The sequence below is a fragment of the Microbacterium sp. CR_7 genome (genome assembly GCF_041954755.1).
In the GTDB taxonomy this organism is placed as follows: Bacteria; Actinomycetota; Actinomycetes; order Actinomycetales; family Microbacteriaceae; genus Microbacterium.
Map to the genome: position 1 here is coordinate 220,796 of NZ_JAVAYF010000004.1, position 13,391 is coordinate 234,186.

Consider the following 13,391-nt stretch of genomic DNA (forward strand, 5'->3'; position numbering starts at 1 on the left):
GACCGGTGGCGAAGCTCTACTTCCGCTACGGCGCGATGAACTCGGGCAAGTCCACCGCTCTGCTCCAGGCCGCCTACAACTATGAGGAGCGCGGCCAGCACGTGCTGCTCGCGAAGCCGGCGATCGACACGAAGGGCGCGTCGGAGATCTCGAGTCGCCTGGGCATGACGCGCGAGGTCGACTTCCTGATCGGGCCCGACGACGACGCGCGGGCGCTGTTCGACGCGCAGCGCGATCGTCTGCGGCGAGCTGCCGAGGGGGAACTGATCCCCGAGGGACCGGTCGACGTCGCGTGCCTCCTGATCGACGAGGCGCAGTTCCTCACGGCGGAACAGGTCGACGATCTGTTCCGCATCGCCATCGAAGACGGCATCCCGGTCATCGCCTACGGCATCCGCAACGACTTCCTCACCCACGCCTTCCCCGGTTCCGCCCGTCTGCTCGCGATCGCACACTCCCTGGAGGAGCTCAAGACCATCTGCCGGTGCGGGCGCAAAGCGGTGTTCAACGGCCGGGTGATCGGCGGGAGCTTCGTGTTCGACGGCGACCAGGTCGCGATCGACGAGGGCGCCGAGGGCGCCTCCGCGCCCGAGCTCACCACCTACGAATCGCTCTGCGGCGCCTGCTACCTGCAGGAGTCCGGCGGTCGCCTGGGCTGACAGCCTCCCCTCGTCTGTCCGCGGCCGCGTGGCAGGTCTCGCTTGCGTGGTCTGACCACACTCTGTAGTGTGGTCAGACCACATGAGCGGAGGAGAGCGGATGCCGGAGCAACCCGCGCGCGCCTGGCACCTCGTGCTCGAGCACGTCGAGCGCGAGCTCCTCGACGGACGTCTCGGTCCGGGCGATCGGCTCGCCTCCGAGCGCGATCTCGCCACAGAACTCGGCGTCGGGCGATCCAGCGTCCGCGAGGCGCTGCGGGTCCTCGAGGTCATGGGGCTGATCCGCACGGCCACCGGTTCGGGCCCGCAGTCGGGTGCCATCGTCATCGCGACGCCGACGGGCGGCATGTCGACACTGCTGCGCCTGCAGGTCGCCGCGCAGGGGTTTCCGCTCGACGACGTGGTCCGCACCCGCTTGGTGCTGGAAGACGCCGTCGCCGCTGATCTCGCATCGCAGTCCGCTCCGGCGCTCGACGAGGTCGGGCGCGTGCTCGACGCGATGGACGCCCCCGGTCTCGCCCCCGCGGAGTTCCTCGCGCTCGACGCGCAACTGCACCTCGCCCTCGCCGAGGCGAGCGGCAACACGGTGGTCGCCGCGATGATGGCGGGGCTCCGCACCGCGATCGAGTCGTACGTGCAGCGGGGCGCTGCGGCGATCCCCGACTGGAGCGCGATGGCCGACCGTCTGCGCGCAGAGCATAGCGCGATCGTCGCGGCCATCGCTGCGGGCGACACCGAGGGTGCTCGATCGCTCGTCCACGCCCACATCACCGGCTATTACAGCGCCACGGGGCTCACCCGCGGCACCGCATCCACCGACTGAGAGGTCAGAGCATGGTCCAGCGCCAGTTGCCCAACCCCGCCGAGCTCCTCGAGCTCATGAAGTTCAAGAAGCCAGAGCTCGACGGCACCAAACGGCGGCTCGACGCAGCGCTCACGATCGCCGATCTGCGCACGATCGCGAAGCGGCGCACACCCAAGGCCGCGTTCGACTACACCGACGGAGCCGCGGAGGGTGAACTGTCCCTCCGGCGTGCGCGGCAGGCGTTCCAGGACGTCGAGTTCCACCCCGGCATCCTGCGCCCGGCGCCGCAGGTCGACACGTCGGTCGAGATCCTCGGCGGGCCGTCGGCGCTGCCCTTCGGCATCGCTCCGACCGGGTTCACGCGCCTCATGCAGACCGAAGGCGAGGTCGCCGGAGCCGGCGCCGCGGCGGCGGCCGGCATCCCGTTCACGCTGTCGACCCTCGGCACGACGTCCATCGAGGGCGTCAAAGCGGCCAACCCCCACGGTCGCAACTGGTTCCAGCTGTACGTGATGCGCGATCGCGAGATCTCCTACGAGCTGACCCGCCGCGCGGCCGCGGCAGGCTTCGACACCCTGCAGTTCACGGTCGACACCCCCGTCGCAGGGGCGCGCCTGCGCGACAAGCGCAACGGCTTCAGCATCCCGCCGCAGCTGACACTCGGCACGATCATCAACGCGATCCCGAGGCCGTGGTGGTGGTACGACTTCCTCACGACGCCGAAGCTCGAGTTCGCCTCTCTCAGCACGACGGGTGGCACGGTGGGCGAGCTGTTGGACGCCGCGATGGACCCGACCATCAGCTACGACGACCTCGCCGTGATCCGCGACCTGTGGCCGGGCAAGATCGTCATCAAGGGCGTGCAGAACGTCGAGGACTCGGTGCGACTGCGCGACGCGGGCGTCGACGGCATCGTGCTGTCGAATCACGGCGGACGGCAACTCGACCGTGCGCCCATCCCGTTCCACCTCCTGCCGCAGGTGCGCCGTGCCGTCGGCGACGACTTCACGGTGATGATCGACACGGGCATCATGAACGGGGCCGACATCGTCGCGTCCATCGCACTCGGTGCGGATTTCACGCTGATCGGGCGGGCGTACCTCTACGGCCTCATGGCCGGTGGCCGACGAGGCGTCGATCGCACCATCGCGATCCTGCGCACGGAGATCGAGCGCACGATGCGCCTGCTCGGTGTGGCGTCGCTGTCCGAGCTGGAGCCCGCGCACGTCACTCAGTTGACGAGACTGGTGCCCGTCGCGAAGAGCGTGTCGGACGCCGTCGTCCGCTGATCGTCGCGAGTGGGAGCGACGCGGCGGATCAGAGCGAGGCGAGCAGCTCGTCGAGCTTGTCGGCCGTGTCCTCCCAGCCTTCGACGGCGATCGAGGGGACGCCGAGAGCGAGCACGGGGTAGTCGTTGCCGCCCTCGTCCAGTCGGTCTCCGTAGAAGAGCATCGACGCGAGCGGGATGCCGGTCAGCTCGGCGAGACGCTGCATGCCGTAGGCCTTGTCGATCCCGGCGCGGGTGATGTCGATCGACGTCGAGCCCCCGGACCGGACCTCGAGTCCGGGAAGGCGCGCTGCCACGGCATCCCGCAGAGCTGCGCGTTTCGAGCCGTCTGGGTCCCAGCCGTGCTTGGCGTCGCGCGGAGCCTTCTGGCCCAGTGCGGAGAACGTGATCTGCGATCCGCGGTCCTCGAGTATGTCCCCCCAGGGCTCCGGCTCCCACAGTCCGAGGCGTTCGGCCTCTTCGCGGAGTGCCGTCAGGGCGGCATCCTTCTCGTCGCTGCTGAGGTCGTGTGCGTAGACCGGGGCGAAGTCGACACCGTCGTGGCGCAGGTATCGGGTTCCGCAGGTCGGCAGCAGGTGCAGCCGGGCTAGAGTCGTCGCATCGACCGCCGCGAGTCGCGCGACGACCTGCGAGCGGAACTGCTGCTCGTTGCCGCCCGAGATGATCGCGACGTCGCCGCGCTGCAGGAGAGCAGTCAGGAGGGCAGCTATCCGGTCGCTGATGAGGCCTTTGGACGGTGCGAGCGTGTCGTCGAGATCGAAGGCGACGAGGGCGGGCGCGGTCATGATGTCTCCAGCCTACGGGTTGGACGGTTCGTCGTCGGCGCGAAGAGCAGGGTGCAGGCGATCGCGAGGAACACGCCTATCAGCGCACCGCCCGAGTTCGCGACGACGTCGCTCACGGTCGCCGCGCGGTGGGGGAGCGCAACGCGCTGCGCGATCTCGATGGCGACGGAGATCGCCGGGCCCAGCACGACGGCGACCGGCCAGATGCGGCGCGGTACAAGAAGGAAGGCGAAGACGCCGACCGGAACGAACACCAGCACGTTCGCGATGATCTCGAGACGCGTGAAGTCGAGCCAGTTCCAGCCCGCCCGGTGCGCGGTCGTCAGGACGAGGTCGAGAAGATTCGGCATCGACTCCTCGACGCGGGACGGCGTGAGCGTCAGGACTCCCAGTCCGGCCAGGAACGGGACGCCGAGAAGCGCCGCGAGGCCCCGGGTCCGGCGCTGCGGAGCAGGGAGCAGTGCGCTCACGCGATCCCCTTTCGCCGCATCCTGATACAGAGAAGGCCGCCCGTGCGGGCGGCCTTCCTATGTCACTGGTCGGGGTGACAGGATTTGAACCTGCGACCTCTTCGTCCCGAACGAAGCGCGCTACCAAGCTGCGCCACACCCCGTTTTGCAACCCTCCGAGTCTACAGGGAAAAGCCCGCAGCGCCGAATCGAGGTCACGAGGCGACGATGATCATCGACACGAGAACGCCCAAACCGATCGGGCCGAAGGTGGCCAGCGCGATGGTTCGAACGAGCGGCCGGGGTAGGAGCGCGGCGAGAGCGGAGAGAGAAGTGGCCCACATGCTCACCGACGCGGTGAGGAGGACCGCAGCGAGTCCATCCGGCGAGTCGAGCAGCGGGATCCGGCCACCACTCGCCCCGAGGGTCAGCGCCCAGCCGAGGAACAGCATCCAGATCGCACACGTGAGCGACGAGATCGCCGCGAGAATCCGAATCGCGGCGCGCGGAAGTAGCCGTGACACCCGAGGCGCGGCCGCAGATGCGGGTAGCGCGAAGCAGATCAGATACACGGAGACGAGAGCGAGCGAGCCACCTGGGTGGACGCCAACCGGCGATGTCGTCGTGGCGAGCACGGGCGCGATGAGTCCGAGAGCTGTCACGAGGGGGAGGAGGACGTAGATGAGTCCGACCGGCGTTCGTCGGCCCGTGCGCGGAGGCTGATCCTGGATGAGGTCTCGCATGTCTCGCCGTTCGTCTCCTCGGATCGAAGCGGCGAGCTGACGTCACTCGCGTGTCGCGTGAGTCGAGGTCAGCGGCGCGCCGTGAGGGTGAGCAGTGTCGCCTCGGGGCGACACGCGAAGCGGACGGGGGCGTAGATCGAGTGACCGCAGCCGGCGCTCACGTTGAGCGGCACAGAGCGGGCGCCGTGCGTCCAGGTGCTGAGTCCCTTCGCCTGCTTCAGCGGGATGTCGCAATTGGCGACCAGAGCGCCGTAGCCGGGGAGGCACACCTGCCCGCCGTGCGTGTGCCCGCCGAGGATCGCGTCGGCGCCGACGTCGACGAAGGAGTTCAGCACCCGCTGATAGGGGGCGTGCGTGACGCCCAGCACCGGCGTTCCGGGTTCGCGCGGTCCGAGGGAGTCGATGGCCGCGGGGAGCGCGTCGAGATCGTCCCAGTCGCGGTGGGCGTCGTTCACCCCGAAGAGGTCCACCGCAGTGCGGTTCACGTCGATGCGGGCGGCGGCGTTGTTCAGGTCGACCCAACCGAGATCGTCGGTGAAGTAGTCGTCCATCGCCGCCGTGTCGAGGAGCGGCACCGGCAGATCGTTCTTCTTCGACGGGCCTGCGAAGTACAGGAAGGGGTTGCGGGGAGACGGTGCAAGCACGTCGTTCGAGCCGTGCACGAAGACACCGGGGATGCCAGCGAGAGGATCGAACGCGCGACGGATTCCCGCAAGGCCGTCGCGGTGTCCGAGGTTGTCGCCGGTGTTGACGATGAGATCCGGCTTCAGCTGAGCGAGCGACGCGAGCCAGTCCTGTTTCCGGTGCTGCCACGGCGCCATGTGCGCATCCGAGAGGTGCAGGATGCGGATCGGCGCGGAACCCTTCGGAAGAGCGGGTGCCGAGACTTCGCGCACGGTGAAGAGGTACCGCTCGATGCCGAAGCCCCACACCGCCGCGGCAGCACCGACGGCCCCCACCGCGCCGAGCGCGATGAGGGCCGGGTGAGCCGTGCTGCGGGACGTCACTGGCAGGCGACCGTGATCGGCGTGGACTTGTTCGCCGCCGTGTTCGCCGCCGGGTTGGTGGATGCCACGACTGCTCCGTTCGGGTTGCAGGAGTTGTCGAACGAGATCGAGGTGAATCCCGCGGCGAACAGCGTGCTTCCCGCGGCCGTCTTCGACTGACCCGTGACATCGGGAACGTTCGCGCCCTGTCCGTTGCTGGGCGAGATCGTGACGGTCGCGCCGCTCGGGGCCTGGCCGGAGGGGTCCTGCGCGACGATGACGTCACCTGCCGGGCCATCCACGGCGGGGCCGACGACGACCTGGAAGTCGGCGTTCTGCAGGGTGGCCGTCGCCGTGGCCGTGTCCATGCCGACGACGTTCGGCACGTCCGTCAGCACCTGCTTGCTCAGGTTCGCGTCCGGCTGCGGGAAAGCATCGCCGCCGTAGATGTCGTTGGCAGTGCGCTGCATCGTTCGCGCGAGGCTGTAGCGCATCTCGTTGAGAGGCGTGCCGCCCCAGGACTGACGCAGAATGCTCGCCTGGCCCTGCGAACGACCGACCCAGACCGCGGTCGTGACCTTCGTGCTCGACTCGATCATCATGGTCCCCCAGGACTCGTGGGTTCCCGTCTTGCCGATCAGGGGTGTTCCGTCGTTCGTGTTCGCCTTGCGTCCGGTTCCCCCGTTGATGACGCCCTGCAGTGCGAACGCTGCTGTGTTGGCGACCTCGGGCGAGATCACCTGCGAGCACTTCGACTCGGGGACGGGGAGCTCCTCGCCCTCGGCGTTCACGACGCGGTCGATCGCCTTCGGCGTGCAGTGAACGCCGTTGTTGGCCACCGTGGCGTATGCGCCCGCCATCGCCAGAGGCGAGATGTACTTCGGGCCGAGGATGTCATATGGAGCGGCGGGGTCATCGGTGGTCTTGCCGCCGTTGGCGAGCGTGACACCCATACGGTCGGCCACGGCGTTGATCTTGCAGAGGTCGAGCTTCTCGGCCATGGCGAGGTAGCCGCTGTTGAGCGAATCGGCGGTGAACTTCATCACGGTTCCCGTGTACCCGCCCTGGTTCCCGAAGTTCTGGATCTTCGTGTTGTTGCGGATGCGGTCGTCGCCGCACTTGAAGTTCTGGAACACCCGGTTGTTGCCGTTCAGCGTCTCGCGCACCGAGTGGCCTTCCTCGAGCCAGTCGATCAGCGTGAAGAGCTTGTAGGTCGATCCGACGGAGAAGCCGTTCGATCCTCCGTGAGCCTTGTCCGTGGCGAAGACGAGCGAGGTGTATGCCTGGTCGCCCTGGATCGTCTCGCTGAAGGTCGTGTTCTGCGTGATCGCGAGCACGCGCCCGGTCGTCGTCTCGAGCGAGACGCCGGCGGCACCGAAGTACTGGTTGTCGTAGTTCCCCGGAACCGTCTCGAGCATCGCCTGCGCGCCGGCGTTCTGGATGTCGATGTTCATCGTCGAGTAGATCTTCAGTCCGCCCTGGCGGAGCAGGTCGCGTCGCGCTTCGGGGCTGTCGCCGAAGGCTGGGTCGTTGAGCACGACCGACTTCACGTACTCGCAGAAGTAGGCGCTGCGCGCGATGTCGTTGGCGGCGACGCAACCCTGCGTGGGAGTCGTGATGGCGGGTGTGATCGGCGTGGCTTCGGCCTCGTCGTACTGGGCCTGCGTGATCTTGCCGTCGGTCAGCATGCGACCGAGCACGTAGTGCCGACGCTCGAGCGTGTCGGCATATCCGTCGGCCTCGGTGTTGTGGGCGACGCCGTCGTCATCCGTCCACGTCCCGTTCGGGCGGTCGATGCGGTACTGGTTCGGGTTCTGCACCATGCCGGCGATCGTCGCGGCCTGCGCGACGGTGAGGTTCGCGGCGGTGGTGGAGAAGTAGTAGTTCGCAGCCGACTCGATGCCGTACACGGTGCCGCCGAAGTTCGCGATGTTGAGGTACCCGAGGAGGATGTCGTTCTTCGAGTACTCCTTCTCGATCTGCAGCGCGTATCGCATCTCCTGGAGCTTGCGCTCGATGCCCTTCGAGCCGGACGCGTTGGTCGCGTCCAACCAGCACTGCTGCAGGTCGTCGGCGTACGTCCCGGAGGCCGGGTCGGCCTTCTGCTCGCACTCCTGGATGAGCACGTTCTTCACGTACTGCTGCGTGATCGTGGATGCGCCTCGGTCGCTGGTACCGCGGAGGTTGTCGACGAGGGCCTTCGCGGTCGCGCCGACGTTGACGCCGCCGTGCGTGTAGTAGCCCTTGTCCTCGCTGGAGAGAACGGCGTCGAACACGACCGGGTTGATCTGCTCGAACGTCACGGGGACGCGGTTCTGCTCGTAGAACGACGCCAGCTCCACCGTGGAGCCGTCGGCCGCCGTGGCGTAGATCGTGGACTGCTCCATCGGAGCGGTGACGTCGAGGTTGGCTGGCAGGTCTTCGAAGATCGTGAGGGCCTGCGAACCGGCGATACCCGTCATGGCGAGGACCGGGGTGACGCTGGCCGTGACGAGGAGGCCGGCGACCGCGCTCAGGCCGACGAGTCCGAGGACCCCGCCGAGCGCACCCTTCACCGTGCGATTCTTTAGAGGCATACGCTGATCGTAGGGGAGTTCCCTGAAAAACCACCTTTGACGCATCCGCGCGCGGATGCCGCCAGACAGGAGAGCCATGACCACGTGGGAGTACCTCACGACGCCGCTGCTGATCCACAACACCGCCGCGATTCTCAACAACTGGGGCAAGCAGGGCTGGGAACTCGTCCAGGTCGTGCAGGGACCGGAAGGCGGACTCGTCGCCTACTTCAAGCGCCCTGTCACCACGGATGCGGCGGGCAATGCCGGTCTCGCGGCCGCCGAGCAGGCGGCGCGCCAGTTCGAGGGAGGCGCCGCGTGAGCATCTCCGCACGCCTCGCAGAGCTCGGCATCGAGCTGCCCGCGGTCGCCGCCCCCGTCGCGGCCTACGTCCCCGCGGTCGTCCGCGACGGCCTCGTCTACACCTCCGGCCAGCTGCCGTTCTCCGACGGTGCCCTGCCGGCCACGGGGAAGGTGGGAGCCGACGTGGCCGCCGACGACGCGAACGCCTACGCCCGCACCTGCGCGCTGAACGCCCTCGCCGCCGCTGCGGATGCCGCGGGCGGTGTCGACCGGATCGCCGGGATCCTGCGGGTCGGCGGCTTCGTGGCATCCACCCCGGATTTCACCGGCCAGCCCGGCGTCATCAACGGCGCGAGCGTGGTGCTCGGAGACATCTTCGGCGACGCGGGACGCCACGTCCGCGCCGCCGTGGGCGTGCCGGTGCTTCCGCTGGACAGCCCGGTCGAGGTCGAGGTCACCTTCATCCTGGCGTGACGTCGCCGCACACGCAGAACGCCCCCTCCCGACCGGGAGGGGGCGTTCTGCATCCGTCCTACTTGACCTGCGCCGAGATGATGCTCATCACCGCGGTGTCCGCGAGCGTCGTCGTGTCTCCGACCTCGCGTCCTTCGGCGACATCGCGCAGCAGTCGCCGCATGATCTTGCCGGACCGGGTCTTCGGCAACTCCCCGACGATGTAGACGTCGCGCGGACGCGCGATCGCTCCGATCTGCTCGCCGACCCAGAGTCGCAGCTGCTGGGCGAGCCCCGCCGGGTCGTGCGCCGAGAGGTAGCTCTCCTTGATGATGACGAAGGCGACGACCGCCTGACCAGTGGTCTCGTCGGAGGCGCCGACGACCGCGGCCTCGGCGGTGGCCTCGTGCGCGACGAGGGAGCTCTCGATCTCTGCGGTCGACAGGCGGTGCCCCGAGACGTTCATGACGTCGTCGACGCGGCCGAGCAGCCACAGGTCGCCGTCGTCGTCGAGGCGCGCACCGTCGCCCGCGAAGTAGTACCCCTGCTTCTCGAACTTCTCCCAGTACGTCTCCTTGTACCGCTCCGGGTCGCCCCAGATGCCGCGGAGCATGCTGGGCCACGGCTCGGTGATGACGAGCAGGCCGCCGTTGCCGTTCCCGACCTCGGTGCCGGACTCGTCGACGACGTCGATCGAGATGCCCGGCAGCGGCACCTGCGCGGAGCCGGGCTTGGTCGCCGTCACGCCGGGAAGGGCCGACACCATGATCGCGCCGGTCTCGGTCTGCCACCACGTGTCGACGATCGGGGTCTTGCCCGCTCCGATCACGTCGCGGTACCAGATCCAGGCCTCGGGGTTGATCGGCTCGCCCACGGAGCCCAGCAGCCGCAGCGACGAGAGGTCGAACTTCTGCGGGACGCTGCGGCCGATCTTCATGAACGAGCGGATCGCGGTCGGCGCCGTGTAGAAGATCGAGACCTCGTACTTCTCGATGATCTCCCACCAGCGACCGGGGTGCGGCGAGTCGGGCGTGCCCTCGTAGATGACCTGGGTCGCGCCGTTCGCGAGCGGCCCGTACGTCACGTAGCTGTGGCCGGTGATCCATCCGATGTCGGCCGTGCACCAGTAGACGTCGGTCTCGGGGTGCAGGTCGAAGACGTACTTGTGCGAGTACGCCGCCTGGGTCAGGTAGCCGCCGGAGGTGTGCAGGATGCCCTTCGGCTTACCGGTGGTCCCGGAGGTGTAGAGGATGAAGAGCGGATTCTCGGCGGGGAACGCCTGCGCTTCGTGTTCGGCGGATGCCGCTGGTACGGCGTCGTGCCACCAGATGTCCCGGCCCTCCTCCCAGTCGACCTCGTTCTCGCCGCGCCTCACGACGAGGACGTGCTCGACGGTCTGCTGCTCGCCGTCGCCGCGGTCGGACAGCGCCTGGTCGACTGCGGGCTTGAGGGCGGAGACGCGCCCCTTGCGGTAGCCGCCGTCGGCGGTGATGACGAGCTTGGCTCCCGCGTCGTCGATGCGTGCGCGGAGGCTGTCGGCGCTGAATCCGCCGAAGACCACGGAATGGATCGCGCCGACGCGGGCCACCGCCAGCATCGAGGCCACCGCCTCGGGGATCATCGGCAGGTAGATCGCGACCCGGTCGCCGTGTCCGACGCCGAGTCCTTCGAGCACGTTGGCGACGCGCTTGACCTCTGCGGTGAGCTCGGCGTAGGTGATGGTGCGCGAGTCGCCCGGCTCGCCCTCCCAGTGCAGGGCGACGCGGTCGCCGTTGCCCGCTTCGACGTGGCGGTCGAGGCAGTTGTACGCGACGTTGAGGGCGCCGTCGTCGAACCACTTCGCGAACGGCGGCGTCGACCAGTCGAGGACCCGGGTGAACGGAGTGTTCCAGCTCAGGAGCTCGCGGGACTGCTCGGCCCAGAACGCCTCGCGGTCGGCGGCGGCGCGCTCGTACAGTTCCGGCGACGAGACCGACTGGGCGGCGAACTCCTCGGACGGCGGGAACTTGCGGGTCTCGTCGAGAAGGTGATCGATCTGACTGCTCATCGGCAGGCGCTCCTTTGCGGCGTGCGGGTCGTGCGGGCGCGACCGAGCCGATGCTCGACCGCGTGAGGGCGAATCTAGTCCCGGCCGATGCCAACGCATACTGCCGAAAGTCGGTACCCGAGCCGGTTTTGTGAGGACGGTCGCCTTGCGTACACTCGACGACAGCCGAATTCTTCATTCCGGCCTTGGCGTGCCCGATTCCCCCGAAAGGGCCGCCGTCGGCGGCATCTCATTCCCCCCGTGAGGTGCCGCCTTTCTCGTGCCTGGGAGGGTCCGGATGCATGACCGTCTCCGCGCCGCGTCCGCGCCGCCTCTGCACGGATGATGCCGCGGAGACGTTCTGCACAGCTTCCGCGGATGCCGGAGGATCGCCCGATCCCGCTCCGCTCGCGCTGTCTAGCGTCGAGCCATGAGCCACGGATTCGTCATCGAACCGCGCGACGCGGTCGCCCGCCCAGGGGCCGGCGATGCGGCGACTCGCGCGCCGCTCGACCCCGCCTTCGGGCCCCTCGCCGAGTTCTGCGGCGATCACGATGTCACCGACGTGTTCGTGAACGGCTCGTCCGGGTTGTTCGTCGACCGGGGGAGGGGAACGGAAGCCGTGCCGGGGTGGCGGGCCTCGGAGCGAGAGGTCCGCGATCTCGCCGTCGCTCTGGTGGGCCTCGGTGGACGCCATCTCGACGACCAGGCGCCGTGCGTCGACGTGCGGCTGGCGTCGGGGATCCGCGTCCACGCAGTGCTCGCACCCGTCTCCGCGTCCGGCACCGCCCTGTCGGTGCGAGTGCCCCGAGCGGGGGTGGCCGACCTCGATGCGCTGGCCGCGCTCGGGTCGATCGACGACGCGCAGAAGCGCTGGCTGCTCGGCCTCGTGCGGGATCGTACGAACATCCTCGTCTCCGGGGGAACGGGCACCGGCAAGACCACCCTGCTCTCCGCCCTGCTGACCGCAGTGCCCGGGAACGAGCGGATCGTCACGATCGAGGACGTCGCCGAGCTCTCCCCTCGGCATCCGCATCACGTGGCCCTCGAGGCGCGGCAGCCGAACCTGGAGGGTGCGGGCGGCATCAGTCTCGCTCGCCTCGTGCGCGAGTCGCTCCGCATGCGTCCCGACCGCCTCATCGTGGGGGAGTGCCGCGGCGAGGAGGTGCGCGAGCTGCTCAGCGCCCTGAACACCGGTCACGACGGCGGCGCGGGAACGCTCCACGCCTCGGGGCTCGGCGATGTGCCGGCTCGCCTGGAGGCGCTCGGCGCGCTCGCCGGGCTGGATGCCACCGCCCTCGCCCGACAGGCTGTCAGCGCCTTCGGGATCGTGCTGCACCTGCACAGGGACCCCGACGGGATGAGGCGCATCGAGCGCGCGGGCACGCTCACCGTCGAGGGTGACCGGCTCGGTATAGAAGAGGTGCGGCCGTGGTGAGGTTCCTGCGCCGCAGATCGACGCCGCAGGGCACGGATCCGGCGACGACCGTGCAGACACTTGCCGTGCTGCTGCAGGCCGGCGCCGTTCCGATGGTCGCGTGGCGGCACATCGCCGACCTCGGCGACCCGCGCGCGGTGTCGATCGTCGAGCGCGTCGACTCGGGGGAACCGCTGGTGTCCGCGATCGAGGCGCAGGGAGGAGCCTGGCGCGACCTCGCGGCGGCGTGGGAGGTCGCGACGACCGTCGGTGCGCCGCTCGCCGAGGTGCTGCGGATGATCGCCGACACCCTGCGCGATGCCGCCGCCGCTGCCGACGACGTGCGGATCGCCCTCGCGGAGCCCGCGGGTACTGCGCGATTGCTGCTGTGGATGCCGTTCGCCGGTCTGCTTCTCGGTTTCGCGCTGGGATTCGACACCCTCGGCATCGTCACCACGAGCCCCGTCGGGGCGGGATGCGTGGTGGCCGGGCTCGTCCTCGTGCTCGCCGCCCGCGCGTGGACGGCCCAGTTGCTGAAGCGGGCACGCCCGCGGCCTGGCACACCGGGGATGCAGGCGGAACTGGTCGCGGTGGCGCTCTCGGGAGGTGCGTCTGTCGACCGAGCGCTCCGGCTCGTCGACCACACCGGAGCGTCGCGGCTCGACGACGGGCACCGACTGCGGACCGTTCTCGATCTCTCTCGATCCGCGGGCGTGCCTGCCGTCGAACTGCTCCGGGCGTCGGCGGCGCAGGACAGGCACGCATCGCGCGTCGAGGGGCGACTGCGCGCCGCGCGACTCTCCACCCGACTCCTGATCCCGCTCGGGGTCTGCACCTTGCCGGCTTTCCTCCTGCTCGGCGTCGCCCCGCTGCTGCTCAGCGTGCTCGCCTCGACACCCCTGCCGTTCTGACCGCACTCACG

13 protein-coding genes and 1 tRNA gene are annotated in these 13,391 nt (G+C 69.1%); 7 read left to right on the top strand and 7 right to left on the bottom strand.

Translation table 11 applies throughout. The features are described from left to right. Window positions 1-5 precede the first annotated feature (5 nt). The 3 genes from RAC81_RS10140 (at window position 6) to RAC81_RS10150 (ending at window position 2,753) form a co-directional block, all read left to right on the top strand. Window positions 6-659 (top strand): thymidine kinase, encoded by a 654-nt coding sequence (locus RAC81_RS10140; protein WP_375082231.1) that lies wholly within the window; start codon window positions 6-8, stop codon window positions 657-659. Between the two features lie 100 nt (window positions 660-759). Beyond that, window positions 760-1,482, top strand: a complete 723-nt coding sequence (locus tag RAC81_RS10145; protein ID WP_375082232.1) for a FadR/GntR family transcriptional regulator — start codon at window positions 760-762, stop codon at window positions 1,480-1,482. A gap of 11 nt (window positions 1,483-1,493) precedes the next feature. After that, a complete protein-coding gene (locus RAC81_RS10150) occupies window positions 1,494-2,753 on the top strand; it encodes an alpha-hydroxy-acid oxidizing protein (protein WP_375082233.1) in 1,260 nt (419 codons plus the stop codon). 28 nt (window positions 2,754-2,781) lie between these two features. Here the strand turns inward: RAC81_RS10150 and RAC81_RS10155 are convergent, their stop codons facing one another. The 6 genes from RAC81_RS10155 to RAC81_RS10180 form a co-directional block, all read right to left on the bottom strand. Next, window positions 2,782-3,537 carry an HAD-IIB family hydrolase gene (locus RAC81_RS10155; RefSeq protein ID WP_375082234.1) on the bottom strand — a complete coding sequence of 252 codons (756 nt, stop codon included), beginning with the start codon at window positions 3,535-3,537 and terminating at the stop codon, window positions 2,782-2,784. After that, window positions 3,534-4,007, bottom strand: coding sequence for a VanZ family protein (locus RAC81_RS10160; RefSeq protein WP_375082235.1), 474 nt, complete (start codon window positions 4,005-4,007; stop codon window positions 3,534-3,536). The genes RAC81_RS10155 and RAC81_RS10160 overlap by 4 nt, the downstream gene beginning before the upstream one ends. A 66-nt stretch (window positions 4,008-4,073) precedes the next feature. After that, window positions 4,074-4,150, bottom strand: a tRNA-Pro gene (locus RAC81_RS10165). A 51-nt stretch (window positions 4,151-4,201) separates the two neighbouring features. Then, complete coding sequence (locus RAC81_RS10170) at window positions 4,202-4,729, bottom strand: hypothetical protein (protein WP_375082236.1); 528 nt, start codon at window positions 4,727-4,729, stop codon at window positions 4,202-4,204. 68 nt (window positions 4,730-4,797) lie between these two features. After that, on the bottom strand, window positions 4,798-5,736 hold the full coding sequence (locus RAC81_RS10175) for a metallophosphoesterase (RefSeq protein WP_375082237.1): 939 nt from the start codon (window positions 5,734-5,736) through the stop codon (window positions 4,798-4,800). Continuing rightward, window positions 5,733-8,291 carry a transglycosylase domain-containing protein gene (locus RAC81_RS10180; protein WP_375082238.1) on the bottom strand — a complete coding sequence of 853 codons (2,559 nt, stop codon included), beginning with the start codon at window positions 8,289-8,291 and terminating at the stop codon, window positions 5,733-5,735. Before RAC81_RS10180 ends, RAC81_RS10175 begins: the two co-directional genes overlap by 4 nt. A 76-nt stretch (window positions 8,292-8,367) precedes the next feature. Between RAC81_RS10180 and RAC81_RS10185 the strand changes: the two genes are divergently transcribed. Together RAC81_RS10185 and RAC81_RS10190 are read left to right on the top strand one after the other, a co-directional pair. Beyond that, complete coding sequence (locus tag RAC81_RS10185) at window positions 8,368-8,592, top strand: hypothetical protein (protein WP_375082239.1); 225 nt, start codon at window positions 8,368-8,370, stop codon at window positions 8,590-8,592. After that, window positions 8,589-9,047 carry a RidA family protein gene (locus tag RAC81_RS10190; RefSeq protein ID WP_375082240.1) on the top strand — a complete coding sequence of 153 codons (459 nt, stop codon included), beginning with the start codon at window positions 8,589-8,591 and terminating at the stop codon, window positions 9,045-9,047. Before RAC81_RS10185 ends, RAC81_RS10190 begins: the two co-directional genes overlap by 4 nt. A 58-nt stretch (window positions 9,048-9,105) precedes the next feature. Here RAC81_RS10190 and acs read toward each other — a convergent pair whose 3' ends face one another. After that, window positions 9,106-11,073 carry an acetate--CoA ligase gene (gene acs, locus RAC81_RS10195; protein WP_375082241.1) on the bottom strand — a complete coding sequence of 656 codons (1,968 nt, stop codon included), beginning with the start codon at window positions 11,071-11,073 and terminating at the stop codon, window positions 9,106-9,108. Between the two features lie 409 nt (window positions 11,074-11,482). Between acs and RAC81_RS10200 the strand changes: the two genes are divergently transcribed. Then, a complete protein-coding gene (locus RAC81_RS10200; RefSeq protein ID WP_375082242.1) occupies window positions 11,483-12,490 on the top strand; it encodes a TadA family conjugal transfer-associated ATPase in 1,008 nt (335 codons plus the stop codon). Then, complete coding sequence (locus RAC81_RS10205) at window positions 12,484-13,380, top strand: type II secretion system F family protein (RefSeq protein WP_375082243.1); 897 nt, start codon at window positions 12,484-12,486, stop codon at window positions 13,378-13,380. Before RAC81_RS10200 ends, RAC81_RS10205 begins: the two co-directional genes overlap by 7 nt. The last annotated feature ends 11 nt before the right edge of the window (window positions 13,381-13,391 follow it).

Coding starts and splice junctions, on each gene's coding strand:
- RAC81_RS10145 (WP_375082232.1), top strand. CDS start 760: ATGCCGGAGCAACCCGCGCGCGCCTGGCACCTCGTGCTCGAGCACGTC.
- RAC81_RS10150 (WP_375082233.1), top strand. CDS start 1,494: ATGGTCCAGCGCCAGTTGCCCAACCCCGCCGAGCTCCTCGAGCTCATG.
- RAC81_RS10155 (WP_375082234.1), bottom strand. CDS start 3,537: ATGACCGCGCCCGCCCTCGTCGCCTTCGATCTCGACGACACGCTCGCA.
- RAC81_RS10170 (WP_375082236.1), bottom strand. CDS start 4,729: ATGCGAGACCTCATCCAGGATCAGCCTCCGCGCACGGGCCGACGAACG.
- RAC81_RS10180 (WP_375082238.1), bottom strand. CDS start 8,291: ATGCCTCTAAAGAATCGCACGGTGAAGGGTGCGCTCGGCGGGGTCCTC.
- RAC81_RS10185 (WP_375082239.1), top strand. CDS start 8,368: ATGACCACGTGGGAGTACCTCACGACGCCGCTGCTGATCCACAACACC.
- acs (WP_375082241.1), bottom strand. CDS start 11,073: ATGAGCAGTCAGATCGATCACCTTCTCGACGAGACCCGCAAGTTCCCG.
- RAC81_RS10200 (WP_375082242.1), top strand. CDS start 11,483: ATGAGCCACGGATTCGTCATCGAACCGCGCGACGCGGTCGCCCGCCCA.